The organism is Acetatifactor muris, assembly GCF_024623325.1.
GTDB classification, from domain to species: domain Bacteria; phylum Bacillota; class Clostridia; order Lachnospirales; family Lachnospiraceae; genus Acetatifactor; species Acetatifactor muris.
In genome coordinates this window covers 24,903-51,737 of sequence record NZ_JANJZD010000032.1, presented here as the reverse complement: position 1 = coordinate 51,737, position 26,835 = coordinate 24,903, and the positions used below count along the sequence as shown (strand labels likewise).

General features: G+C 45.2%; 24 protein-coding genes. 10 read left to right on the top strand and 14 right to left on the bottom strand.

Annotation, left to right across the window (positions count from 1 at the left end; translation table 11 throughout):
• From NSB25_RS22860 to NSB25_RS22845, 4 genes are all read left to right on the top strand, one after another.
• On the top strand, positions 1 to 397 hold a 397-nt coding region (locus NSB25_RS22860; RefSeq protein WP_257479317.1), incomplete at its 5' end, for an ABC transporter permease subunit.
• Positions 398 to 476: 79 nt separating this feature from the next.
• Entirely contained in the window at positions 477 to 1,370 is an 894-nt protein-coding gene (locus tag NSB25_RS22855) for a carbohydrate ABC transporter permease (protein WP_103241155.1), read from the top strand.
• 57 nt (positions 1,371 to 1,427) lie between these two features.
• Entirely contained in the window at positions 1,428 to 3,236 is a 1,809-nt protein-coding gene (locus NSB25_RS22850; protein WP_103241156.1) for a type 2 periplasmic-binding domain-containing protein, read from the top strand.
• A gap of 79 nt (positions 3,237 to 3,315) precedes the next feature.
• Positions 3,316 to 5,904, top strand: coding sequence for a glycosyl hydrolase family 95 catalytic domain-containing protein (locus tag NSB25_RS22845; protein ID WP_103241157.1), 2,589 nt, complete (start codon positions 3,316 to 3,318; stop codon positions 5,902 to 5,904).
• A gap of 146 nt (positions 5,905 to 6,050) precedes the next feature.
• On the opposite strand, the gene NSB25_RS22840 is transcribed toward NSB25_RS22845, so the two are convergent.
• A complete protein-coding gene (locus tag NSB25_RS22840; RefSeq protein ID WP_103241158.1) occupies positions 6,051 to 7,901 on the bottom strand; it encodes a LysM peptidoglycan-binding domain-containing protein in 1,851 nt (616 codons plus the stop codon).
• A 239-nt stretch (positions 7,902 to 8,140) separates the two neighbouring features.
• Here NSB25_RS22840 and NSB25_RS22835 point away from each other — a divergent pair, with 239 nt between their 5' ends.
• The gene (locus NSB25_RS22835; protein WP_103241159.1) at positions 8,141 to 8,836 is read left to right on the top strand and encodes a hypothetical protein; all 696 of its coding nucleotides are present in this window, start codon (positions 8,141 to 8,143) and stop codon (positions 8,834 to 8,836) included.
• Positions 8,837 to 9,073: 237 nt separating this feature from the next.
• On the top strand, positions 9,074 to 9,577 hold the full coding sequence (cptIN, locus tag NSB25_RS22830) for a type III toxin-antitoxin system CptIN family toxin (RefSeq protein WP_103241160.1): 504 nt from the start codon (positions 9,074 to 9,076) through the stop codon (positions 9,575 to 9,577).
• On the opposite strand, the gene NSB25_RS22825 is transcribed toward cptIN, so the two are convergent.
• From NSB25_RS22825 to NSB25_RS22770, 12 genes are all read right to left on the bottom strand, one after another.
• A complete protein-coding gene (locus NSB25_RS22825; protein ID WP_103241161.1) occupies positions 9,572 to 10,645 on the bottom strand; it encodes a C39 family peptidase in 1,074 nt (357 codons plus the stop codon). The genes cptIN and NSB25_RS22825 overlap by 6 nt on opposite strands.
• A gap of 104 nt (positions 10,646 to 10,749) precedes the next feature.
• Positions 10,750 to 10,953 carry a hypothetical protein gene (locus NSB25_RS22820; protein WP_103241162.1) on the bottom strand — a complete coding sequence of 68 codons (204 nt, stop codon included), beginning with the start codon at positions 10,951 to 10,953 and terminating at the stop codon, positions 10,750 to 10,752.
• An 80-nt stretch (positions 10,954 to 11,033) separates the two neighbouring features.
• Entirely contained in the window at positions 11,034 to 11,162 is a 129-nt protein-coding gene (locus tag NSB25_RS22815; protein ID WP_257479316.1) for a hypothetical protein, read from the bottom strand.
• Between the two features lie 381 nt (positions 11,163 to 11,543).
• Positions 11,544 to 12,323, bottom strand: a complete 780-nt coding sequence (locus NSB25_RS22810; RefSeq protein WP_103241163.1) for a hypothetical protein — start codon at positions 12,321 to 12,323, stop codon at positions 11,544 to 11,546.
• A 14-nt stretch (positions 12,324 to 12,337) separates the two neighbouring features.
• Positions 12,338 to 13,171 carry a hypothetical protein gene (locus tag NSB25_RS22805; RefSeq protein ID WP_146040123.1) on the bottom strand — a complete coding sequence of 278 codons (834 nt, stop codon included), beginning with the start codon at positions 13,169 to 13,171 and terminating at the stop codon, positions 12,338 to 12,340.
• A gap of 172 nt (positions 13,172 to 13,343) precedes the next feature.
• Positions 13,344 to 14,930: a hypothetical protein gene (locus NSB25_RS22800; RefSeq protein WP_103241165.1), complete on the bottom strand. Its 1,587-nt coding sequence runs from the start codon at positions 14,928 to 14,930 to the stop codon at positions 13,344 to 13,346.
• Between the two features lie 111 nt (positions 14,931 to 15,041).
• Positions 15,042 to 15,458 (bottom strand): hypothetical protein, encoded by a 417-nt coding sequence (locus NSB25_RS22795; protein WP_103241166.1) that lies wholly within the window; start codon positions 15,456 to 15,458, stop codon positions 15,042 to 15,044.
• A gap of 78 nt (positions 15,459 to 15,536) precedes the next feature.
• Positions 15,537 to 16,226 carry a DUF4367 domain-containing protein gene (locus tag NSB25_RS22790; protein ID WP_172455201.1) on the bottom strand — a complete coding sequence of 230 codons (690 nt, stop codon included), beginning with the start codon at positions 16,224 to 16,226 and terminating at the stop codon, positions 15,537 to 15,539.
• On the bottom strand, positions 16,204 to 16,764 hold the full coding sequence (locus tag NSB25_RS22785; protein ID WP_103241168.1) for an RNA polymerase sigma factor: 561 nt from the start codon (positions 16,762 to 16,764) through the stop codon (positions 16,204 to 16,206). Before NSB25_RS22785 ends, NSB25_RS22790 begins: the two co-directional genes overlap by 23 nt.
• Positions 16,765 to 17,214: 450 nt before the next feature.
• On the bottom strand, positions 17,215 to 18,081 hold the full coding sequence (locus NSB25_RS22780; RefSeq protein WP_103241169.1) for a sugar ABC transporter permease: 867 nt from the start codon (positions 18,079 to 18,081) through the stop codon (positions 17,215 to 17,217).
• Positions 18,078 to 19,454 (bottom strand): carbohydrate ABC transporter permease, encoded by a 1,377-nt coding sequence (locus NSB25_RS22775; protein ID WP_103241170.1) that lies wholly within the window; start codon positions 19,452 to 19,454, stop codon positions 18,078 to 18,080. The genes NSB25_RS22780 and NSB25_RS22775 overlap by 4 nt, the downstream gene beginning before the upstream one ends.
• Before the next feature lie 103 nt (positions 19,455 to 19,557).
• A complete protein-coding gene (locus tag NSB25_RS22770) occupies positions 19,558 to 20,919 on the bottom strand; it encodes an extracellular solute-binding protein (RefSeq protein ID WP_172455202.1) in 1,362 nt (453 codons plus the stop codon).
• Positions 20,920 to 21,391: 472 nt separating this feature from the next.
• Here NSB25_RS22770 and NSB25_RS22765 point away from each other — a divergent pair, with 472 nt between their 5' ends.
• The 4 genes from NSB25_RS22765 to NSB25_RS22750 all read left to right on the top strand — a co-directional run bounded on the left by NSB25_RS22765 (position 21,392) and on the right by NSB25_RS22750 (position 25,186).
• On the top strand, positions 21,392 to 22,228 hold the full coding sequence (locus NSB25_RS22765) for a histidinol-phosphatase (RefSeq protein ID WP_103241172.1): 837 nt from the start codon (positions 21,392 to 21,394) through the stop codon (positions 22,226 to 22,228).
• Entirely contained in the window at positions 22,197 to 23,246 is a 1,050-nt protein-coding gene (locus NSB25_RS22760) for a LacI family DNA-binding transcriptional regulator (protein ID WP_103241173.1), read from the top strand. Before NSB25_RS22765 ends, NSB25_RS22760 begins: the two co-directional genes overlap by 32 nt.
• Positions 23,247 to 23,778: 532 nt before the next feature.
• A complete protein-coding gene (locus NSB25_RS22755; RefSeq protein WP_103241175.1) occupies positions 23,779 to 24,063 on the top strand; it encodes a helix-turn-helix domain-containing protein in 285 nt (94 codons plus the stop codon).
• Positions 24,050 to 25,186 carry a type II toxin-antitoxin system HipA family toxin gene (locus NSB25_RS22750; RefSeq protein ID WP_103241176.1) on the top strand — a complete coding sequence of 379 codons (1,137 nt, stop codon included), beginning with the start codon at positions 24,050 to 24,052 and terminating at the stop codon, positions 25,184 to 25,186. Before NSB25_RS22755 ends, NSB25_RS22750 begins: the two co-directional genes overlap by 14 nt.
• Here the strand turns inward: NSB25_RS22750 and NSB25_RS22745 are convergent.
• Positions 25,173 to 26,375 carry a DUF4097 family beta strand repeat-containing protein gene (locus NSB25_RS22745; protein WP_103241177.1) on the bottom strand — a complete coding sequence of 401 codons (1,203 nt, stop codon included), beginning with the start codon at positions 26,373 to 26,375 and terminating at the stop codon, positions 25,173 to 25,175. The two genes, NSB25_RS22750 and NSB25_RS22745, sit on opposite strands and share 14 nt — an antisense overlap.
• Between the last annotated feature and the right edge of the window lie 460 nt (positions 26,376 to 26,835).

Sequence of the window (26,835 nt, the reverse complement as noted above, 5' to 3'; positions counted from 1 at the left end):
GGGAACCGGTTACGGCGCCATCATCTATCTGGCCACTCTGGCCGGTGTAGACATGCAGCTGCACGAGGCGGCTATTATTGACGGCGCAACTCTGCTCCAGAGAATCCGGCATATTGATCTCCCTGAAATCATTCCTACCGCAGTCATTATGCTGATTCTCAACATAGGAAGTATTCTCAATGTAGGATACGAAAAAGTGCTGGCAATGCAGAATCAGAACAACCTCAGCACATCGGAAGTGATTAATACCTATGCCTATAAAGTGTCTCTGGTATCTTCCTTTCCGGACTTCTCGTACTCTACCGCAATCGGACTGTTTCAGTCTCTGGTGGGGCTGACATTACTGCTTGCGGCCAATAAAATTGCAGACAGACTTTCAGGAAACGGTTTTGTGTAAGTCCGTCGGCAAAACAGCGCTCTGCCTGTGTCCGGTTGCGGGTCAGGCGAATACAGAATTACTATAATCAGGAGGAAAAATGAAGAAAAAAGGAATTACACAGGACAAAATTGTCTATTTTGTAAATGATCTTCTGTTACTGTGCTTTGCGCTGGTCGTACTGTATCCCATCCTTTACGTTGTCAGCTGTTCTTTCAGCTCCGGCGATGCTTTGCTGGGTGGAAAAGTAAGGCTGCTTCCCGTGGGCTTTACCTTTGAGGGATACAAAACAGTATTCGGCTATACCTCTATCTGGGTAGGTTATAAAAACACAGTAATCTATACTGTTATCGGCGTCATCATAAGCGTTGTCATGACACTTTTGGCAGCGTACCCACTGTCAAGAGACGATTTCAAGGGGAAAAAATTTTTTACAATATTATTTATCTTCACCATGATGTTTTCCGGAGGAATGATACCCAGCTATCTTCTGGTAAAAAATCTGAAATTATTGGACACCATGTGGTCGGTGATCCTTCCGGGATGTGTGAGTGCCTATAACGTGGTGGTCGCCAGAACTTTTTTCAAGCAGTCCATTCCCAAAGAACTCCTGGAAGCGGCGGAAATGGACGGATGTTCGGATTTCAGATTTTTTTCCCGTATTGTCGTTCCATTGTCAAAGGCAATCATAGCAGTCATGTGCCTCTGGTGTGCAATGCCTCTGTGGAACGGTTACTTTAACGCTATGATTTACCTGAATTCCGAAGAAAAGTACACTCTTCAGCTGGTATTGCGCCGCATTCTGCTGATGTCAAAAATTGATTTGACCAATATAGGCTCTTTGGATCTGGAACTTATTGCAAAAAACCAGTATCTGAGTGAAATGCTGAAATACGGTACAATTGTGCTGAGTACACTTCCCCTCATGATATTATATCCGTTTATACAGAAACATTTTGCAAAAGGCGTCATGATCGGATCCGTAAAAGGTTAGAATTTGAAGCGGAATATTCCGCTGCAAAAATACAAATATAAACAACAGGAGGTTTGTATGAAAAAAAGAAACCGTTACTTCAAAAAAACAGTTACAATGCTGACGGCTGTGGCAATGGCGGCAGCTGCAATGACTGGCTGTGGTTCAACTGACGGAGGCGGCAGCGAAGCAGGCCCTTCTACGGACGGCAGCGGTGCGGCAGACAGTCAGGAGGCTCTGGGAAATCAGGAAGCGGCAGGCGCCCTTGATTTTGGTTCTGTCAGTGATGTGGTATTTCCGCTGCCTGAAAAAGTGACATTGGATGTATTTGTGTATGCTTCCAACACCGGAGGCGGAACTATGCAGGACAACTATGTGACAGACTGGATTGAAGAGCAGACTAATATCCATCTGAATTTCGTATATGATGTGGATGGCGACGAAGCAAAAACAAAACTGAACCTGGTCATGTCAGACCCCAGCAGCATGCCTGATATCTTCCTTGCGACCCGCTGGTCCAAAGCCGAGACCGCTCTGTACGCAGAACAGGGACTGCTTCTGCAGCTGGATGACTACCTGGCAGACGCAAAACGCTGGAATGAGCTGAATGAAATCAGTCCCTCCAGAAAGGGAGATCTGACCTTGCCTGACGGCCATATTTATACCTATGGCGCCGACGGCGAGAGCTACCATAATAACTTCCAGAACAGAATGTGGATCTACAAACCCTGGGTAGACCTGCTTAATGACGGTAAAATGCCGGAGACCACAGAAGAACTGTATGATTTCATGGTAAAAGTCAAGACACAGGACCCTAACGGCAATGGCTTAAATGATGAAGTTCCCATGACCGGATATATCGGCGGCTGGTCATCGGACCCCACCGTCTGGCTGATCAATTCCTTTATCCAGTGCAATAATCCTCTGAGCAATACCAACCCCACCATTGGTGCGGGACTTGCTGTAGAGAACGGTAAAATCACCTATTCCGTTATGCAGGATGCTTACAAGGATGCCCTGGTCTATATTCACCGGCTCTATAAGGAAGGTTTGCTGGACACTCAGACTTTTACACAGGATTCCAATCAGTTTGCCACAACTCTGAATGAAGGGGATCATCTTGTGGCATTACATGCCGCCGGCAGAAATCAGGCGGACAAGGCAAACTTTGACAGCGGTAAAGATGGCGACTGGATTAACTGGACCGTACTGGAACCGGTAGCTGGTCCCGACGGCGTACGACTGGCAGCACGGGATCTCAATAATTATTTCGGAAGCGCTTTGGGTATTCTGTCAGCGAACTGCAGATACCCGGAAATTGCCATCGCACTGTTTGATTTTCTGGCAAGTGAAGAGGGAACCCGCGTACAGAGTGACGGGCCAAAAGGATTTGCATGGGACTATGTTACAGAAGGAACTTCTCTGGGAGGCGGAACGGCAACCTATAAAGTCACCAAAATCGGAGATGATTTTGACTGGATCGGAAACGGATTTGCCAAAGAATACGAACATGTAAACTGGCCTTCTGATGTCCTTATCCGTACTGACCATGTGGCATACCGTTCGGAAATTCTGGTGGAAGATACTGAGAAAAATCTGGAGTATATCCTGCAGAAAGCAGCAGAACGATACAGTGTCTATGCACCTGACCTGGATCAGATAGTACCCAATATCGCCTTTGACACCGAAACGGCACAGAAAATTTCCGAATATTCTCTCACCATCGGCGGCTATGTCAACCAGGCAACCGTCCAGTTTATCACCGGTGATCTGGATATCGAAAAAGAATGGGACAATTACCTTAATACCCTGAAAAATATGGGAGTGGAAGATTATTTAAATCTCTATCAGGCACAGTATGACAATTACATGGCAAACCTGAAGTAGCCAGACAGAAAGCAGTTACGGTTCAGCCATACAGGGCTGTCGCAAACAGGAACCAGCGCAGGGAGGTAAAACAAAAGAAATGACAATCGAAGAAAACGCAAAAGAAAAAAGAACCGGAAACCTTCATTACAAAGGAATCGGCAATCTCTCCTCTCAGGAAAATCATTCCGAATATGGTGTTCTTCCCGAAGACGGAATGCCGGTGGGAAACGGACGCATGGGAACCCTTGTATGGCTGACGCCGAACGCACTTCACATGCAGATCAATCGGGTAGATGTGTTCGGCATGGACTCATCCTCCCGTTCCGTACGTGGAACCGACTCAGACTATTCGGGAGGATGTGCATTCCTGGATATGGAATTATCCTCCGCAGACCAGCCTGTATTCGGAGAAAATACCGAACAAACGCTGTCCATTGAAAAAGGACAGCTGCACATTGTCGGAAACGAGGTGGAAATTCTGTGTTATGGAGATATGGAGGAGGATTTCCTGGTATTGGAAATAAAGGATTTCAGGAAAATGCCGCACCGTATCTCTGCACACCTGCGAGCCCTGCGCTTTCAGAGCCAATACGCTGTTGGATGCAATAACAGAAACTACACCCATCCCGCGCTGTACAGGGACGGGAATATCTCCTACAGTAAACAGGTAAAACAGCTTGCATCCACCGTCCTGGAAAAAGAAGATCAGAAAATTGCATTACGACAGATTTTTCGGGAAGGAAGCTTTTATTGCAGCAGCCTGGTGGAAGTAACAGCTCCGAACAGCCAGGTCTTCACCTGGCATCGAAATCCCACCGAAACCGTGCTTGAAGCGCTGCCCCGGGAAAATTCGACGGAAACGCCTGCCAAAACCGTATTTATAATCACTTCCTATGCAACACTGGAAGAGGACAAAACCTTTGACCTGATTCCCACAGAAGAACGATGTGCGGACATGGAGGTTCTGAGAATCTGCAATGAGCAATGGTGGAAAGAATTCTGGAAGCGTGCTCCCTATCTCAGTTTTTCCGGTGAAAATGGACGCGGAGAACAGATCACCGAAGATATTAATTACTTTTTCTACATCATGGCCATCACCTCGAGAGGTAAATATATGCCCCGATATGGAGGGTTGCTTTTCAGTACCGGAGGAGATTTTAAAATGTGGGGCTCTCAATACTGGTGGCACAACGCTTCCTGCTACTATGCGGCGCTGATTTCTACCGGCTTTACGGAACTTGCGGAAGCTTTCATATCTCATATGGAAAACTGGAGAAATGCCTGTGAAAAAGCTGCTGTACAACAATGGGGAACAAAAGGTCTCTGGATACCAGAAACTACCTGGTTTAACGGCCCCGAAGAAATTCCGGCCGAACTGCAGGAAGAATTCATCGCATTATATACCTGTAAGAGAAAATGGGAGGAACGTTCAGAAGCCTTTAAAAAGTTTGCCGAAGGCCGAAATTCCTTTGACACCCGCTACAGCTATATTTCTCACAGAGCTGATGGTTATGCGGAAAGAGGTTTCGGTGTATTCGGATATGTGAGCCATATATTTTCCACAACAGCCAAAATTGCATATTGGATGTGGAAATGCTTTCTGATTCTGGATGACAGAGAATGGCTGCGCGAAAAAGCATATCCATTTATCCGGGGAGCCGCGGAACTGTATGTAAATCTTCCTCTCATTGCAGAAGGAAAGGACGGAAATCTCCATGTGGAACACTGCAATAACCATGAAGCTGTCTGGGACTGTATGGATGCTGTCTCTGAAATGACTGCCATGCATGGTATCTTACCTGTCGCAATAAAAGCCGCCGAATTTCTGGAAACAGATAAAGAGCGCATCCTGGTATGGCGGAAATTTCTGAACAGACTGGCCCCTATCCCCACTTCCGCAGAAAAAGGAGCTCTGGTCACCGGGGAAGAAAAGGATGAATGCTGGGCCAGCGCCAGATCAAAAGGGCAGTATGGCAGTGCAAACTGCGAACATATTTCTGACCCTGTCACTTTATACGACTATTGTACACCGGAGACAGAAGATGAAGAAATCCGAAAACTGGGTAGCAATACAATGAATATGATTAAGCGTCATTACGGATACGGCAGCAAAGTACGAGTAAATACTCTGGATATGTGTGTGGATGCAGTCTCCAGAAGCAATGATCCCCATGCAATGGGAGCATTTGTGGCCGCCATGCATGACCTGGACAGTTATGAGAAAGATTTCACGGACCTGAAGGGCTGCGCCTATACCAAAATACTGGCCAACCGAATGACACTGCGGGAAGGTCCCCAGGCACCGGATGTTCAAAGACTGGGGCATATTACTTCCGCCATGGCCAATGCCGTATGTCAGGGATATCCAAAAGCACCGGGAGAAGAACCTGTTCTGTATCTATTCTCCTCCCTGCCGGAAAAATGGGATGCACAGATACGGCTGCATACCGTAGGCGGGTGGCAGGCGGAAGCCCGCGCTGCAGCCGGAAAATGCACCGAAGCCGTTCTCACCGGAGGCAGAAACCCTCTGCGGATCCGTAATCCCTGGGGTGAAAGCCCGGTTCTCCTTGTCAATGAAAGCGGTGAAGATATTCAGGAAGGAAAATACCTGACAGTCCGCAGCGACTGCAGAATCACTCCGGCCGATACTGATGACAGTGTAAATAAGACATGTATTAGTCGGTAAAAAAGCGTCCATGGAGAAATAATCTGCGTCTTTCACACAAAAGACAGATTATTTCTCTCCAGCCGCTTTTATATTTAAATCTTATCTGGAAATCGTTTTACATGATCTTTACATTGTATTTATTACATTGATATCACATTCAATTATTATCTTGTGGGAATCTTCAGCACCTGCCCTATATTCAGCATGTCACTGGTCAGTCCATTGAGACTCTTGATTGCCTCCACAGTGGTATCATATCGTCTGGAAAGCAGCCACAGTGTATCTCCCGACCGGACCGTATACTCAAAATACGGTCCCGGCTGAGAAGAAGGGATTTTCAGCACCTGCCCTACATTTATCAGATCGCTGGTCAATCCGTTCAGTTTCTTAATTGCATCCACCGTGGTATGAAACTTCTGTGCAATCAGCCAGAGACTGTCTCCTGCCCGAACCACATATTCCTGATAGTCAGTCCCCGGTCCAGGTCCGGGCGACGGCTCCGGCGATGGCCCCGGCATGGGTACATTCTGTCCGATTCCCCGGTATGTCTCATACAGCTTCTTCCAGGTGGCCGGTCCCACAATTCCATCCGGGGTAAGCCGCATTGCTCTCTGAAATGCAATGACCGACTGCTGTGTTCCGCTTCCAAAGATGCCATCCTGGGCCGGTGCCGGTATCCCGGAGTAATATTCGGAAATGACATCCAGGAGATACTGCAAAGTGATAACATCCTGCCCCCTGGATCCCTGCCGCAGTACCACGGAAGGCGGAACCGTTCCTATTCCAAGTGTATCCCCTTCACTGTCCAGCTCCGCCAGTCTGGTCACTGCGGTATACAGGCTCGACAGCTTGAACCAGGTGGATTTCCCAACAACTCCGTCCGGAGCCAAACCGAAAATACGCTGAAATTTAATCACTGCTTCTTTCGTGCTGTCCCCGAATGTGCCGGTTTCATCCGTAATTACCGGAATCGCAGGATAGTTCCGGCGTACCCTTCCCAGCCACTTCTGAATGGTCTCCACATTCAGCCCGGTACTTCCCACCCGGAGCGCCGTTCCCGGATATGAGGTCACTACATTTGTGATTACATCCGTGCTGACGATTTCGATATCCTTCGGATAATAACTGCGCAGAATTTCCAGAGGGCTAAGTCCTCTTTCTGCCAGTGTAACTGTCCCCCACTGAGACATTCCCTGGCAGGTTACCGTAGTCCCATTGCAGAAAGAAGTAAAATACGGTGCATTTTGTCCCTGCCTCCGCACATATTCATTGAAAATCTCATCCACAATTCTGCTGATAGATTCATAAATCGGGCGTCCGTGTACATAATACTGATCGTATGCTGTACTGTTGGTAATATCATAATTATATCCGCGGCTCCTGTACCATTCTGTATAGACACGATTCAGCGCAAATGTAATAATGGCATAAATGTTTGCCCGCAGTGCGTTGGTCGGCCAGGTAGGATAAATTTCACTGCTGGCCACGTTTTTTACATAATCCGGAAACGATACCTGCACATTTGTGGCAGAAGAGCCCGGAGCTCCCAGATGCACTGTAATGGGATTCGGAATCACAACCTGGCGCAATACCCGCTCATCAGGCTCCGTTTCCCCCTCCTGACTGCGGGTTTCCTGCATAGCCACGGCAGGCTTCCCGATAAACAGCTTCGTCTCCTCCGGCCTGCGCTGCATGGGCTGCATGGGCACAAGTTCCAATGGCAGTATGGCTGTCTCTCCGTCATAAATGGGTATCTGTGTAATATATAGGGTATTAAAACCGGCTCCCTGTGCCAGTACATTATAGCTCAGATAAGGCAGACCCGAAAAATACTGACTTTGAGAAAAACTTTTATCCAGTGTCTCCAGCGGAACCTTCAGCGTCTCTCCGCTCTCATCTGTTGTCAGGGTGTAAATCGGATTTCCTCTGTCGTCCAGTATCCTCACCTGTATCCCGCTGAGCGGAACGGCATCATGCGCAGTCCGCGCCTGCATGATCAAATATCCTATCGCCATTACGATTGTCTTCTCCTTATTTCTATCCTGTATATGATATGAAAAGCAATTTATAATGTTCCTGTTTTTTTGTAACCATTTGTTACATGCAGGCAACAATTTATGCTCTCTGCCGTCATCAAATTCATATTTTGCCCCGATATATAATATGAGAATGATCGCAGCAGTTACAGGCTTTGTCCGAACTGCTGGAAATATGCATAGTTATAACACATGCAGGGAAACGGAGGGAATTCGGGATGGATAATAAAATAAGCGCAGGATACTCCGCCGGCACCAACTATGAAAATACACAGGCACCGGCTTCCGGGAGTAATGAAAAAGTGGGCGCCAGCTTCGCTGATAAAATGGCAGAAAAATACTACCCCTCTGTAAAAGACATGACTCTTTCGGAATATAAATTATATATCCATGATAAAATAAACTCTCTGCCGCTGCATCCCTCTCAGAAGAAAGTATTCACTTTCATTGATATAACCGATGCCGCCTACCGCAGAATGCAGTTTGACCCGGCCTATGAACAGAAGGTTCTGAATTACCTGGCAGAAAGCAGGTCCGTGAATTACGGATGCTGCCCTCCCCAGTTTGCCCTGATTCACATCGAAGATTCCTGGGATAAAAGTTACGGATACACCTATGGTGTCCAGAAATGTGAGCGGGCCAGACGCGCCGAGGAAAGAAGACGTCTGCAGGCGGAAAGAGCCAAAAAGGCCAGACGCAAAAAGCTGCTGAAAGAATACCTGAAAAAGAAGGCGGAAGCTAAAAGAATCCAGGATAAGCTCCTGGAAGAGCGACTGACCGCACAGCGGCTGGAACATCGCAGTCTGATGAAAGCCTGGGATGAGAAAAAGCGGAAAGCCCAGGCCTTCAGAGCTTATGAAGCCAGTGCTGTCATGATATACCGTCATATGAAGGATAAAACAGAATATCTGTAATCCCGTCATAAAATTTTCAACGAGTAATTGACATAGTTCTGCTTTGTACGTATAATAATAGTATACGGGAAAGCATTTCCCATAAAATAGTGTTCGCTCCCTGATATGCGGCTTATAAATGGTCAGGATGACAAATAGTGTTCGCTCCCTGATATGCGGCTTATAAATGGTCAGGATTAAAATGTTCGTAACGCCCTGTCGAGAGGCAGGGCGTTACCTTATACAGGAGATTTTCTTATGCCAGAGGCTCAGTTGTATTTTCTTTCAGATCAGTATTATCAGGATTTTCCAGATGACAGGCTTATGCAAAATAAGGATATTATTGATGGACTGCCCCATAGCCGTCCCTGCTTCTTTGCATTTAAAGATTCTAAAACAGCCGATATTTACTGGATTGTCCCCATTTCATCAAAATTCGAAAAGTTCAAACGCATTGAACAGGATAAAATTAAAAAATATGGATATTGTAATACGATTCGTTTCGGTATAGTTCTTGGGAGAAATACTGCATTTCTCATTCAAAATATGTGTCCTGCAACAGGCAAATATCTGACCGCATATGTCGATAAAAATAATTATCCCATTAGAATCGATAATAGGGTAGCCGCTGATGTGGAAAAAAATGCCCGCAATGTTCTGGCTATCGCAAAACGTGGTGCAAAAGTGATTTTTCCTGATGTGTTCAAAATCTATCATGAACTTGAACAGCAGGTCATTCAGGATACCCGTTTATCTTTATAAACCTTCCCGCAGCACCCAGAGATTTTTAATCTGACCTTTCAATGTATCAAAAGTCCACGTTCTCCCACTGGTGCTTCTGCGGTTCGGGTCATTCACGTAAAATCCGTCTTCTCCATATCCTCGAATCAAAATGAAATGTCCGGTAGTGGTAAAATCTCCCGGCCGCATACTGCATACAATCAGCCCGCCCGTGTCCAGAGCCCGCTGCATTGCGCTCTCATCCAGAGAAAGTTCACTTCCTTCCAGTCCCAGATCTGACACTCCCTCTGTCCAGAGACTCCAGCTGGTTCCCGCGGCCGTGTGATATCCGCCGTCATGCACAAATTCCGCCATCTTTCTGGGCGTCATCGTCAGGTCTTCCGTAAAATACAGATAAGCCATATTCAGGCAAAGAGGCCCGCAGCCCGCAAGCCCTATCATACTATCCCCATACGCATCATAGCCCCACCGCCTGTCCCACTGCATCAGCAAAGGTACTTCACCGCTGGTGACCTCCTCTGTCAGGTCTATCACCTGACTTTTGTAATGCTCCCGATTTGAATAATTTTCCACATAATCGCGGGTCTCTTCGTTTTTCTCCAGAAGCTCCTGCAATTCTTCGGTAAAGTCCGGCAGTCCGGCAGTCGAAGATATATTCCCTTCCTCTATGATCACTGTATTCATACCTGCCCGCTCCGGCAATTCCATGGAGAACCCGGCAAACGTGTGCTGCGCACTCTGCACAGCCATGACAATACCCAGGCCTAATGCAACACTCATGGCCAGTGCGCAGAACCTCTTTATTCTTCTGTTCCTGCGCCGTTTTACGGACAGCTTTCCAGCACCGGTCCTTCTCTGGCCGGTTGTCCTCACGGTTGCTCTCGTAGTTGTTCCCCGGCCGGCTGTATACCCCTTATTCCTATCCTGCACCACTGCTCTTTGTACGCCTATATATTGTAAATTCCTTCCCGGTCCAGCCGATCGCTGTCCGGTTACTTGCCGCCCCGCTGCAAACTGTGTGTTTCTTCTTTGCCCTGCTGCCTGCTGTCCCTGCCATCTGCCTCTCATTTCAACATCATGTTGTACCATAAAAAACCCTCCTGTCACTATATTAGTATAGAGACAAAAGGGCTCTGAAATTTTACTATTCTGTTGTGACTTTCCTAATATTTTATTAAGAAACACCCATTCCTTTAAAAACCTGATGTCCGGGGATAGCGAAAACCCATCACCTGCTCCACATTTACCTTCTCATTATTCCGAAAAACCAGGTATCCTGTTCCGTTATAATACTCGTAACCCATAATTTCCCGCCGATTTTCTGCTTTGTCTCCTTCTGGCACATTTACCTTAGCACCAATCGGATAGCGCTGCACCATTTCCAAAAATGATATCATATCCTGCCTGCATCCCCATTCTGAAATCTATAAATTTCAAATATAAGGATTTCCATTTTCAGGCAGTTTATTCCGGCAGTTTATTTTTTCTTATCTGCGTTATATTCCTTTAAATACTTTCTATCACAGATAATCATGATTGTATACAGATTCCCGTTCACAATTCCATGCTGAAAGCCCGGCGCAGGCGAGATATCATATAATGCCATCTATCTTCTCGTCTTTCCGAGGGTCCTGTTCTGCCGCTCCCATAATATTACATCCTTTCCTTCTAATTCTTCTGGTTCTTCCCCTTGTCATTCCACAGTTCCCATGTCTTTGTCCAGAATCCTGGTGATATATTTCTCTTCCACCTGTGACATTACTTCCCCAAGTTCCATCAGATGCTCGAAACATATTTCGTTTGTTCTTGTTGTTCGCTGATATACATCACTGCCTCTCTTCCTGTCAGCTCACCAACATTGCCCTGCCGATTTTTGCTGCCTCTTCACAGACCCTCAGTCCTTCCTTTTTATCTCTCGAATTGTATCTTTAAACAGGAAAATCCACCCGATACTGCAGGCGGATTTCCCTTGTTTAACTGATGAATATTATAAGACCTGCAGATTAAGCCTGCTCAGTCCGAATTCCCTGTACTGACTGATAAATAAAGAGGCGGCGTTAATCAGTTTCTGTTTTACGTTTACAATGTTTTCTTCATCCTTCATGCTCCTGTAGAGGATACCGTATTTCAGTGCATCCTTCAGACTGGCACCATAAGGAAATCCGACCATGGAACTTGTCGCATGTGCTTCCCGATCCCTACAGTCATATTGATGAAGTTTTTCCAGACTGGAAACCCTGGATTCGAATTCCTCCCACAGATATTCCAGATCCTCTTCCATGGTTGCAGTTCGGTATAGTTCTTCTGTGCTCTTATCCACCACATATTTTACCCTTGTACCATTCTCATATCCTTTTACAATTTCGTCATACCTTTCCGCATATCCCTTCAAGAGTGCCGCTGCTTTGTCTCTGACGGATACAAATGGATTATGATAATTATTCGGTATCTTATCATCCATCATTTTCCAACGGCGTCCCCAACCAAGAAAATCCTCCATATCCGGCCAATCCTCATTCCCCCATTCCATTCCTTCTCCGGGAATCAGCCGCACAATCACATTTTTGGAATCCTGTTCCTGGACATCATGCTGGAACATGTGTTTATATGCATTCAATCCTTCTTCGGAAATATTGATTTTAAGAGAATCATATTCAATGCCCTGTTCTTTCCATACATCCGATATTTTTTTCGGGGAACCCTGTGCAAAAATATCTGTAGTTGTTTTAGATAAAGTGTATGACGGGATGGCATCATTAATCTGCATATCTGGTATCTCCCTTATTCTCTTACTATGTGTTTCTCATCAGGCCACAGCTCTCTGGTCTTCACCCAGAAGTCTGCACTGCCATTCATAAGATTTGTAAGAACCTTTGCTGCCAGACCATTCTCCCCTTTCGTTGTCTTAAGTGCTGCCAACAGCTCTTCTCTGCCCTGCTTCATCATCACTGTTATATTGCGGCGATACTCGTGATATTCTTCTGTCATAAATTTGGGATTATATTTCCTTTTAGAGCCTAAGTAATATTTGGGTTCCTCTATTTCACGCTTCCGCCCTCTTGGCACAGGTGTTAAATACCACGTGTATCTTCTTTGTTGCAACAGCACATAAGTGTCAAGATGGCCCAGCCATTGATCATATGCTTCAGCAAGCGCCTCCAGGTCTTCCTCCAATGACACCGACCGAAATCCTGTCGAATAATTCACTTCACGGTTTCCCGTTTTGTGCTGTTCCATAATCTTGTTATATAAAATCTCATATGCTTCCAGCAAAGACTTCATGGCAATGTCAGCACTGTCTCCATTTTTATAGGATTTAGAACGTATTTCTTTCTTTATCTTTCCAAGCTCCATGAAATGTTCAAAAGACACCTCATTCTTAGCCCCTACGGCGTATTGGCTTGTATCTTCCCATCCTGTTAACGCACCGATATTACCGGTTCTTTTCTTTATCTCTTCTGCCCACGCCGCCAGTCCTTCCTCCGATATCACCACCTCAGCCTCTGGCATTTTTTCAAAGATATTCTTTTGGTCTTCTCTTTTGTCTTCTCCACCTATCTGACTTTCTGGTGTTTTATACATGTTCTGTGATTGGCTTATATCTAATATTTTCATGACCCATCTCCCTTAATTAATTGATAAAATATTAAATCTTTCCATATTAACTGGATAAAGGTGTAAGAAGATAACTCTCAATATTCCTACACCTTTATTTTATAAGTCAAAATATACCATTATGGAAATCATTTTACCTTATATCAACAAATTCCTATATAACATTGGTTTATTACCATTCTTCAGGATAGTAGCCATCCTTGTACGCATATAAGTGCTTACAATTACGCTTCTCTTCTACTGTAAATTTTAATTTATTTTGCGCACCACCTATTTTATCATAGAAGTAATTATAATAGTATATATCAATAGTTTTTCCGGTATTGGGATTAATAAAAATTGTAGCCCAATTAAGATTTGCCAACATATAATCATTTATATATGCCCCTGTACAATAACAGTTTATACCATAAAATTCATCTCCTTTATCACTTACTAATGATAGCTGTAGTACATTTAAATTCTTCTCTCCCGTACCCTTTGTACCACTTTCATAAAATACTGTAGTAGGAATATCCACATACGTGTCGTCCTTAGATGTTAACGAATCCTGATTCATATCTGCAGCCTCACGTGAAAAAAGAATAGCTCTTAGTGAATCAACATGTGTCAAACTGATATTATACACTCGAGAACCTGCTGACGTACTGAAATCTTCATTGTAGGTAAAGCCTATGTCAACCTCGTTTCCATTTACATACATATGCTTACCATTGGCATCACTTTGAAAAACAATTTTAGCTGATTCATTTACCATAAAAAGAGTAGACACAGGATCATTAGCTATATTAGCTATTTTATTGAAAGTCAACGTATACGTTTTACTGCTGTCATATGTATGATCCTTACTGTAAACCCTGAAATAATGTGTACCTGCACTTAACCGATACAGATTTTCCTTCGTTGATATTTTATAGATATCTGCATTTGGATCCACATCAAGGATATCGTATTGATAACCTCCCACATCCACAGATATGTTCATAATAACCGGCGATTCCAATGTAAATTTATAATAATCCATATCAAACGGCGTGTCAATAATTCCCGTGACAGTACTGTTGACGCCAACTGTCGCCGCGGTAGACAGGGTATCATTTGGCTCATAATTCATATCCTGGGATGCAAAATACGCAAATGCATATGCTCCGCTTCCCTCACAGGCTGTAATGGCAAAGTAGTAGATACCTGCGTCCACAATACCCCCACAGTATTCCTGTACACCCATCCCTTCACTGAGGCTTCCGCCTATAAAGATAAGCTCACCTGTCTCTTGATTCAGTTTGAACACATATAGATCCGCATCCACGTCTGTGTAGGTCTGAACCATTATAGATATCTTGCTGGTCTGCTCCAATATAAATCCATACCATCTGGCTTCTCCCGTTTGTGTCAGAGTGCCCTGTACCGTATTCCCGTTAACCGCCAGATATGCATTATTGGGATCTGTGTTATCATCCGCAGCATATGCAGCCGGGCCGCCCAATACATTCGTGACACTATATTCTGTTCCATCATAACTCCTTTCCATTTTATTAGGAACATATTCCGGTGCATCTTCTACCCGAACAATCTCTTCATATAAATCACTCAGCTTATCTTCCGAAACTTCCTCCAGTGAAACATCCTGGGCTGCATCTCCTTCTTGTGTACACTCCACTTTTATCTGATTCGCTTCTTCCGCATGGACTGATGTTGAAAAACATACACACAAGCTCAGGCCTAATGCCAACAGTCTTTTTAATCCTTTTTTCCTCATATGTAATTCCACCTTTCACTCATAATTTCTGTGAACAAATTCGGTAAACTCAGCATACGCCGCATATTACCGCTTTTCACAATGCCATTATTCAGTTTTCATTACCAATACTTAATAGGTCTTCGTTGCTGATGTCGTAGATTCGCTTTCACCATTTGCACTACATGTCATTGTGACACGATATGTGCCTCTGGAAACCTGATAGGTTGTATTGACAGATGCATTTCTGCTGTCACTGGACGCTTCCCATGATTCCACATTTGTCCATGTTCCGGATACGCTTTTCTGTAAAGTAACCTTAACAGAAGTTTGTGTAACACCTGCTTTGCCCGTTACGGAACCTGTTATGGTTGCAACTCCATTATTTGAAATGGAAAGATCTGCTCCATAACTTAAAATATATGTCATTCTGGGCTCAATCTGCACACTTGCTTCTTTCGCAACAGCTGTAATAGGTAAAGTACCTCCACATAGCAGCATACATACACAGGCTGCAATTCCTGTCAGTTGCCGAATCAATTTCTTCATACCCTCTTCCTCCTTCCTTTTGATTTTAAAATTATAACAAAGCAGTATAAACTGTTTGTTAAATTTTCAAGAGATTATTTACTGATACTCTGTAAACATAAACATTTTACAGATTTCATCCACTGATAAATCATCAGCTGTGAGTATAAATACAGATTCTTTATACTCACAATATGCATATTTATCTCCTTCAGAATAAGAACAGATTACAACAGACTTTCCGTTCACCTCTTTAGTAATCTGCGCATCATATTCCGTATCCATTCCTATACTTGTACCTGTTGAAGCCAGCCACTGCTCCCATGTTATCATTTCCCCATTATCATTTTCATATATCAGAAACATACGTATATCCGACATCTGTCTCTCCGTTTCCCTGTACCCTTCCGGCAGATACCCTGGCTCCCTTGCCTGAAATTCCCTTTCCTGTTCATCCGTAAAATAGGTATACAGCACAGCGCCCTCCTTCTCCAGTATCGTACTGACCGTCTTAAAAAACTTAATCCGGTTTCCCTCCACACTCAAGGACAGCATAAGGATAGAAGCTACCACACAAATCCCCAGGACAGCCGCACGTTTCAGCTGTCTGTAAGCGCTGGTAAGCCATGGGTGCGCTTCCTTCCACATCAGACGCTTCATCTTCCGTTCAAACCGGGCAGAGAACTGATATGTATAATCTGTGCTGTCCTCAAGTTCTCGTATCATTGCTTCATCCACTGCCGGCATATACTTATATAGCCATTTGTCAGTCACTTCCATATGCCGCATTTCCATTATCCTCCAGCTTCCTGAGCTCATCTTCAATCAACGCCTTCCCCCGGGCCAGCCGCTGTCTTACCGTGCCTTCCTTGATGCCGCACACCTTCGCTATCTCACTGTTATCCATGTCCGCCGAGTACTTCAGCAGAAATATATCCCTATACTTTTCAGGAAGATTCCTGAGAATATTCAGTATTTCATTTTCGGTATCCGTCTCCTTCATACAGGTTGACGGCATTTTTTCCTCTTCTATTCCATCTGTGGTGATTTCTCTCTGCAGCTGCTTTTTCCTCTTTCTGAAGATATCTATAGCGGCATTTCTGGTGATTATGATTAAGTAGCTCTTTGTCTGTCGGCTGTCAGGCTCTGCCACTTTCTTTATATTACAAGCTACCCTCACAAATGCGTTATGTACCGCATCCTCTGCCAGATAGCAGTCATGCAGAATATCCACAGCCGCCTTATACATTAAATATCTGTATTTTTCATAAAGAATACAGAATTTTCTCTTATCCTCCGAAGAGTCTATCATCATCAGTAATATCATGTTTCCCCCGCCATAATCAGATTTTACTCTATTATATATAATAACGAATCCTACAGGGCATTTTGTTACATAAATCAGAAAATATTTGTGGTTTCATATACATTTTTTCAGGAATAACAATTTAGCCGTGCAATACTAATTCTCTTTATTGCCTTACTTTCCATGCATGGCGGTGCAGCCGGAATACCAGACTCTCTGTGGAGCACTTATTCTGCGTTTGCCAATTGCTATGGTGGTGTCATCATTCTTGGAGTCGAAGAAGGAGAAAGCCCAGAGGTATCATCATCAAAAAAGAAGCGGACGGTATTATCATGGAAAATCCCGGCAGCATACGGACTGGGAAAAAACAAAAACCGGCGTTATCAGAGAATAAAAAAAGAGCCCTCATATCATTCCTGACAGAATGATATGAGAACTCTTTTATGAACCGCCCGCCCTTGCAGGGCGCGCTTACCCTTTTACCGCTCCGCTGACTCCTTCCACATAGTACTTCTGGGTACCGAGGAACAGCGCCGCAACAGGGATGGAGATAATGACAGCTCCGGCCGCAAAGCTGCAGAACCATTGGTCAATATACTCCACATCCAGCATCTGATACAACCCCACCGCTACAGTATAGTAGTCTCTGTGGGTTCCGCACAGCACCTTCGCCAGCATGAAATCTTTAAAAGGTCCGGCAAAGGATGTCAGCAGTGTATAAACTACTACCGGTTTACTCAGCGGCATGATAATCTTTGTGAGCACCTGCCATTTGCTGGCCCCGTCCAGCATGGCAGCCTCGTCCAGCGATATGGAAACCGTATCAAAAAATCCCTTTGCTATATGGTAGCCACAGCCTGCGCCGCCTGCATAGACAGCAACCATTGCCACACGCAGCATGGGACCGGCTGTCCAGCCAAGCATTTTAATGATATAGTAGACCGCGATCATGGACATGAATCCGGGAAAGAGATGGATGATCATCGCGGCATTCATCAAAGGCTTCCTGGCCTTGAAACGCAGTCTGGAGAGCGTATACGCCACCGCTATCACGAAGAAAGTGGAAATCAGACAGCTTACGCCGGCAACCAGAAAAGTGTTAAACAGCATTTTGGGGAAGTTAAACACGGAAAAGTCCGTGAATAGCTTTACATAATTATCAAAGGTATAACTGGTGGGAAAGAAAGTGGAACTGTATGAGCCCTTCGTCCCGCGAAAGCTGGTCAATATAACCCACAGAACAGGAATCAGCCAGATAACGGACAATATGGCAAGTACCAGATGAGCTGCCGTCACAGTTATTTTTTTCTTTAAGGGATATCTGCTGAATTTATTCATCTAAACGCCTCCTCATTCCTGTTGGAACCGCTGAATTTAAAGGTTATCAGCGATACAACAGCCAATGTCACAAAGGTCATGATACCAATCACCGCGCCTACATTGTAATACTGATTCTCAATAGTGAGCTTATACAACCATGTAACCAGCAGGTCTGTCTTGCCGGCTGTGGAGTCCACCGGCCTCGGCAACCCCTGCGAAGTCAGGAAGATGACATTAAAGTTGTTCACATTGCCGGTAAATGTAGTAATCAGATAGGGCATCATAATAAACATCATATAAGGCAGTGTAATCTTCCGGAAGGTTACAATGGGACCTGCTCCGTCCACACGGGCCGCCTCATATAATTCCTGTGGAATATTCTGCAGAATACCCGTTACCTGAAGGAGCATGTAAGGTACTCCCACCCATATATTGATCAGGATAACCGTTACTCTCGCCCAGGCTGCATTGGTGAAAAAAGGCAGCGATTCCTTTGTGCCGAGGATTCCCATATTCCGCAGCATGATGTTGATTGCACCCTCCGGCTGAAGCATGGTGCGCATAATCAATAAGGTCACAAAATGGGGAATTGCCACTGTCAGCACAAAGAAAAATCTCCACATTTTCTTTGCCCGGATTTCTTTCCAGTTGATAAAAAGTGCCAGTATCAAACCGCAGAAATAATTGGAAAAAGTCGCCGCAAGCGCCCAAATCAGCGTCCATCCCAATACCGGCCAGAAAGTTTTTCCAAGGCTTCCGCCTAATCCGATCACCCTCTTGAAATTTTCCAGGCCTACCCAGTCAAAAAGAACCAGCTTGCTGTTCTCCACACTATAGCTTGTAAAAGCCATACTGATCATGAATACCAGCGGCAGTATCGTAAAAGCCAGCACGCCTATCACCGGAAAAGACAACAGGGTAATCTGCAGATTGCCATTGAACAGATCCTTTATTTCTTCCCGAAGTCCCGGAATCTGTCGCCCTTCTTTCCTGAAGCACTCCAGCTTATATGCCTGACGCAGAGAACTCCTGCCAAGCAGAATCAGCACCAGTACAATCGCCAGGGTGATGATTCCAAACAAAAGAATCAGCTGGGAACGGTCGCCATCTACATATTCATATACACTTTTGGCGTCATTCCAGACTTTCTGCTGCTCCAGCTCACCAAGTGTAATCAGCATGCTCAGATTGTGAAGCCCTGTTTGGATCATGTAATAAATAATTGCAGCTTCCGCTGCTAAAAAAATGATACCCTTTACAATCTGCCCCTGGGCAAGACAGCCTGCCCCAAAGACCAAAGCAGAAAGACGAGTCAGCAAAGAGCCCTTCTTCAGGGCATCCATGACCGGATATTTGTTTTCAAATTCTTTTTTCGATTTTCTGGTTTTCATTGTTGAAACCTCTTTCCCTTACGAAGAGCCCGCGGACACATTGAACGGTGTCTGCGGGCCGCATGATTATCGTCGCCTACACCTGAATCCGGATTTCGCTTTTTTATTCAAGTCCGGAAGAGTTTGCCGCCGTCTCAAAAGCCTGCAGTTTCTCCGCCGCATTGTCTTTCGTTACTTCACCACTCAGAATTTCCTTGCCAAAGCTCTCTGCCGGAGTCCAGAACCAGGACATCTCTGTAAAGCTCATACGGGGCACTGCGATATTGGAAACGGTATAGTTGTCTACCATTACCACTTCGTCTGCCTGAATCTCATCAGTTGCAAGATATTCATCATAGCAGGGAACATATCCGCGATTCTCATAATGATACTTCTCGCTGTCATACCCCCCCAGATACAGTGCCAGCTCAATGGCAACCTGCGGATACTGGGTTGTGGACTTCACACCAATTCCCTTTGCAGAGTTAAAAGGACGAAGCTGATAGTCTGTGCCGTTTACATTTACGGAAGGAAGCGGCGCTACACCGAAATTGTCGCCCAATATCTCCTGGGTCTGAGCCGCCTGCCATGTGCCGCAGAAGTATGCGTTCACAGTGCCCTCACGCATCATGGAAATCGCATCCTCGGGAGATGCGGAAACAAAGTTCTCATTCTTTGCCAGGTCAATCAGGTACTCTGTCATGGCAACACCTTCATCAGAATAGAACTTGACACCGGATTCACGACTCATGCCGTCCTCTCCGAAGAAAGTTCCTCCAACGCCAAGGAAAAAGCAGGCATTGTAGAAGCCATTGTCTAACTGAACGGAAACTTTTCCTTTTTCCAGCATCTTATCCATGGATTTGATATCTTCTTCTGAAAATACGCTCTTGTCATAGTACATAAAATATGTATTTGTGGTAAGAGGCACTCCATAGACACCGCCGTCCTCATAGGTCAGAGAGCTTACCAGAGTAGGTGAATAATGCTCATTTACAGTATCCAGATACTTGCCGCCCAGCTCGGCCAGCGCCTGCTCTTTACAGAAATATTCCAGATTCGTGGATGAGAACAGGAACACGTCCGCAGCTGCCTCAAGGTCATTCAGAACCTGCTTTCTTGCATCAGATTCTGTACATACACCATACTCAAAGGTAATATCCCAGTTGGGATGCAATTCGTTGAACTGCTCGCACATGGTCTGAAGCCATGCGCCGTACTCCTGATCCTGATCTTCTGAAGGAGCCCACACTTTCAGAGTGCAGGTAATCGCTTCTTCCTCTGACGATTCCCCAGCAGACTCCTGTGAAGTCTCGGCAGAACTCTCCTCAGATGCAGAACCGGACTCTGCGCTGCTGCTTTCTGCAGAATCGGATCCGGAGGTACTGCTTCCCTCAGAACCTGACTCCCCGGAATCATTCCCGCATGCTGCCAGAGAAAAAACCATGGCACCAGCCAGAAGAACACTTAACAATTTCCTTTTCATACTCATTTCCTCCTAATAATATGAAATTTGTTCTTTTGAAGGTTCTCGGAAAATTTTCGGAAAATTTCCTGTATTTTTTAGCATGTGTTTCTCTATTGTTTTTTCTGACAACCTCCAAACGAATTGTATTTACGAAACCGATTTAGTTCCGTTCTTTTCCAATATTACTAAATCCCGCACCGTATGTCAATATCAAATATACAAATTTGTTATTATTCTGTATATTTTTTTAATTCTATTGCATTTTTATTTATACAATGTTATTATATCATCATAAATCTTACATTTCCGGGGACTCTATACTTTGACAAATGGAATTATCTCTCAAATTTGTTTCCGAAAATATTAGATTTTATTTCTCTGTTTCTCTGATATGTTTCTCTTTATCTTCAACACAGATATAATAACAGGGAAAAATTGAAAATATGCCAGGCCGGACCTGATTTCAGGCCTGCAGAAAAGGAAGGTTCTCATGATAAATTTCAAAACCAATTTTCATACACATGTACAGCGCTGCAGACATGCGGGCGGATCTGAAGAAGACTATGTGAAAGCCGCTGTTGACAATGGTCTTTCCCAGCTGGGCTTTTCCGATCACAGCCCATTTCCGGACATCGACTACGGTCTGCGGATGCCGTTCTGCGAACTTCAGGAGTACTTAGACGAAATAAATACATTGACGGTAAAATATCAGGCTGATATAATTTTGTGGAAAGGTCTGGAAATCGAGTATTTACCTGAGCATCGCAATTATTATGAAGAGCTTCTGACCAAATGGAATGTTGACTATCTGCTGATGGGTGAACATTTTTATAAAAATACAGATGGGATGACCGCGAATATCTACGGTCCGACTTCTTCCACAGAACAGTTCATCGCTTATGCCAACACTGCTGCAGAAGGCATGAAAAGCGGTTTTTTCAAAGCAATCGCACACCCCGATCTCTATATGCTGAATCCGTTTATGTGGGATGATAACTGCCGGAAGGCGGCAGACATCATTATTGATGCTGCAGTGGCAACCGGGACGGTACTGGAGTATAATGCCAACGGTTTTCGACGGGGAATAAGCGATTTTCCGGATGGGGCAAGATATCCCTATCCCCATGAAAATTTCTGGATAATGGCTGCGCAGTCATCCGCAAAAGTAATTGTGGGCTCAGACTGTCACAACCCTGCAAAGCTTTGGGATGACATGGTGGAATTTGCCTATCAGCGTTTGCAGGAACTGGGAATCAGACCGATCACGGATCTGATGAATACAAGGAGTCAAGAAAATGAACATACGAGATATCGCGAGACTGGCTAACGTAACCCCCGGTACCGTATCCAAGGTTTTAAATAATTATCCTGACATCAGTGAGAACACACGGCGGCATGTTATGAAAATTATCGAGGAAAATCAGTATATTCCCCGTAACAGTGCCCGCTCTCTGAAGCTGGCTGTGAAGATTCCTCAGATTGCGCTGGCTATGGAGGGCATCGCAGACTGGCTGCATCAGGCTATGGCAAAAACGCTTTTTATACGGTTTCACAATGCGGATTATACGGTTATGTCCTTTCATGATAATTACTACTCTCAGGATAAAGTTGAGAAATTTCAGGAATTATTGAACTATATTGATAAGCATAATCTGACCGGCATGGTATATTTCGGCGGAGATTTTCGAAATGTCCCTTCAAAATATTTTGAATCTCTGTCATGTCCTGTGGTTTTTGTCAACACGGTTCTGCCGGATCAGACCGGCACAGAGGCCTATTCCAGTGTTCAGGTAGATCATTATGGTACCGCGGCCAGACAGATGGAATATCTCATCACAAAAGGACACAGAAATATCTGCACTGTCATCTCTTCCACAATTGATACCAGCGCATACGGAATTCGTCGGGACGCCTATAAGGACGTTCTCCGCCGGCATGGTCTGGAGCACAATCTGGCCTATATACAGGAAAGTCATTATCTCTGTTCCAACGCCTATCAATTGACTTATTCCTGTCTGAAAGATCATCCGGAAATCACCGCTGTCTGCTGCTTTGCCGACGCCGTGGCCATAGCTGCTGTCAAAGCCATCCGCGATGCAGGCAGGGCACCGGGAAAGGATGTAGCCATCATCAGTTTTGACGGAATGGAGCACCTGCAATACTGCATTCCCTCCATCACCACCTTTGAGCAGCCGGAAGCAGAGATGATGGACTATGTATATGATTTGATACTTGGCCTGATGAACAGCAAGAGACAGCATCTGCAGATTACCCTCCAGACAAAATTTCAGGAAAACGAGTCCTGTTTGGGAGAAGTCCCAAATGCCCGGCCAGATCATCCCTGACAGCAGATGTTACCGGAAAAAGTAATAGGAAGGTACGCTTGTACCTTCCCCCCATCCTTCTGTTCTGTAACATCCTGCCCTTCTGCAGTACCACCGTCGCCTGTAGCGAAATCAGCTGGCTCCCCACTTCCACAGCCGGTCAGTAACAGACAGCCAGTCAGCAGAAAAGTAGTCAGCATTGTTTTTTCACGGTAATATCCCCCTTTCCCTGATCTGTATGACTCTATAGACGCGTTTATTGCCAAAAAGTTCTTCCCGGACTTTATAATTTTTCCACTATGTTCACAGACACCTTGATTCTCTAATTACAAACCTTCTCAGCGGAAGGGGGATTCCGACCGGAAAAAAGGGATCCATTTGACAGTCGCACCATTTTTTCAATCATACAGCTGTATGACAGGTTTTCTGTTGACTGGACAGTTCTCATTATTGTCAGCCAGGGTTGATGTCACTTCCATGTGGGTCCGAGAAAAAATAGTTAATATTTAAATCATAATTGTTTTTTCCAGGAAAATAGGTTAATATATTAGCTATGATAGATTTAAACCAATTCAAAATTACACCAAAAGAAATCAGCGGCAGCATAGTAAAAAATGTCAGGGCCAGGAGGAAGGAAGCACATCTGACCCAGGAACAGCTGAGCAGAAAATCCGGAGTGAGCCTGGGGTCAGTTAAGCGGTTCGAGCGGACAGGGGAAATCTCGCTTGCTTCCCTGATCCGGATATCCGTTGTTTTGGACTGCCAGGAGGATTTTCTGCAGCTTTTCGCGAAAAAGCAATATCGGTCCATACAGGAGATCATTGATGAGCAGTCTTAAGAAAATGGATGTGTTCTACCAGGGAAGAAAAGTCGGAACTCTGGCTGAAACCAGAGACCGGCTGGTTGCATTCGAATATGACAGTATATGGCTGTCGGAAGGCTTTCCGATCAGTCCATTTAGCCTGCCTCTGGAGAAAAAAGTCTTCCTTCCGAAGCCAGAACCTTTTGAAGGTCTTTATGGCGCATTTGCAGACAGTTTGCCAGATGGCTGGGGACGGCTTCTGGTAGACAGAATGCTTTTACGCGAGCATATCAATCCCCATCAGTTGAACAGCCTGGACCGGCTGGCTATTGTAGGAGAATCTGGAATGGGGGCTTTAACTTACCGTCCCTGCCATGCATGGACGTCCCCCCTGCAGACAGAAGATTACGATCGAATAGCCGTCCAATGCAGACAAATGCTTTTAACAGATACAGCGGAAGATTTCGACCAGCTGTTCCGAATGGGAGGTTCCTCGGGCGGTGCCAGGCCAAAGATATTGACACAGGTGAGCGGAGAAGCATGGCTGATTAAATTTCCATCCGCGATTGATAAACCGGATATCGGTACGCAGGAGTATGCCTATGCAAAATGTGCGGCAGACTGCGGAATCCAGATGAGCGAGACCAGGCTCTTCCCCTCTGCTTTCTGCGGAGGCTATTTTGGCACAAAACGTTTTGACCGATACCGGGACAGAGATGGTAAGGAACAGCGTGTCCATATGCTGACCGTAAGTGCCATCCTGGAAACCAGCCACCGTATTCCCAATCTGGATTACCATACCCTGATGAAACTTACCTCTATTTTGACCCGGGACTATTCCCAGCTGATACAGTTGTTCCGCCGCATGTGTTTTAACGTATTTGCCCACAACAGGGACGACCATTCCCGTAATTTTACTTATCTGTACGATGAAGAGCAGAACCGTTGGTATCTGTCCCCTGCCTATGATCTGACTTACAGCAATTCCATCGGCGGGGAACATGCCACCTGTGTGAATGGGAATGGATACAATCCGGGGAGGGCAGATCTGCTGGCAGTGGCGGCACAGGCCGGAATTGAGCCAAAAGAGGCAGGCTATATCCTGCAGGAAGTGGAGGAAAAGGTGTCGGCTTCCCTGTCGCACATCAGTATTCACTGATTCTCAGGTCTCCGCTGGTAGTGGAGATCCGAACCTTGTGTGCGCCTCCGCCGTACTGCCCGTCGGCCTTATTTCCTTTCTTATTAAAGGAAAGCCGGTCGTCAAAAAATGTGCTGCATTCCCCGCTGGTGGAGTCAAAATCCAATGTGAGGGATACCGTCTCAGGAAGCCGTAAATTTACCCAACCGCTGGTTGTGGAAATGTTCAGGTCCCCCGTGAGCTGTGCCAGATAAATCTGCACATCTCCGGATATGGTATCCGCCCGGCCCTGGCCGGTTCCATCGGCTATCTGGACTTCTCCGCTGCTGGAATCCATCTCAAAATTCCCCTGCAATGCCCCTACTCTGATATCCCCGCTGGTGCTGGAGACCTTGACGTCGCCGTTCTGCCGCTTCAGAAAAATCTCTCCGCTGACAGAGGAAGCCAATGCTTCTCCTGTCACCTGCTCTGCGAAGATATCTCCGCTGGTAGTAGAAATTGTTATGTCACCACTCTGCTCACCCAGCGCGATTTCTCCGCTGACAGAGGAAACCGATGATTTCCCTGTCACCTGTCTTGCCCAGATATCCCCGCTGGTAGTAGAGGCGGAAAATATTTCGCACTGTGCCGCACTCACATAGATTACGCCGCTGGTAGAATGAAACTGTATCTCGTGGGCTTTCACTCCCGGGAAGGTAATGTCTCCGCTGGTGCTGGAAGCAGAAAAGCTATTCTGCAGAGCAAATGAAAGCTCAGAATTGACATCACCACTCAGAGTTTTTACATACAGGGAATCCAGCTTTTCGGCAAAATCTGCCGGCAGATAAATCTCCGTATATGAGTTTTTCGGCCGGAAGGAAAAGAAAAAGAAGGAATTTCTCCTGCTGCCCTTAATCTGGAGCTCCGTCCCGTCCTGCGTCACCGTGGAAATCTGGTTTTCCTTCGGCCTAAAATTCAGATACTCACGGATAACAATGGATTCCCCTGTTCCTTCATAGAACAATACGTCATTGCTGTTCATCCCATAATCAATTTCCAGACTTTTTACATCTGCTGTATCGAACTCTTTCTCCAGCACCAGCGAATAGTTCTGATTGCCCCCTCCGAAACTGAATCGGCCGTCGGAGGACAGCAGGATAATCATCATGGCACACAGACATATGGCTGCCGCCGACAGAAAAATGATGGTTGTTATTTTTAATTTTTTCATGAATCATAGTTCCGTCCATATCCAAACAGCATTCGGATATGGGCTGTTTCCTTTCTTTATATTAGTTCCGTCTGTGTCTGAATGCTGCCTTCTTCTGCGGAAAATTTTCTGAATATACTGCATTCATAAAATTTTCCGGGCATCATTCACACACAGACTGTTTTTTATTAGTTCCGTCTGTGTCTGAATGCTGCCTTCTCCTGCGGAAAATTTTCTGAATATACTGCATTCATAAAATTTTCCGGGCATCATTCACACACAGACTGTTTTTTATTAGTTCCGTCTGTGTCTGAATGCTGCCTTCTTCTGCGGAAAATTTTCTGAATATACTGCATTCATAAAATTTTCCGGGCATCATTCACACACAGACTGTTTTTTATTAGTTCCGTCTGTGTCTGAATGCTGCCTTCTCCTGCGGAAAATTTTCTGAATATACTGCATTCATAAAATTTTCCGGGCA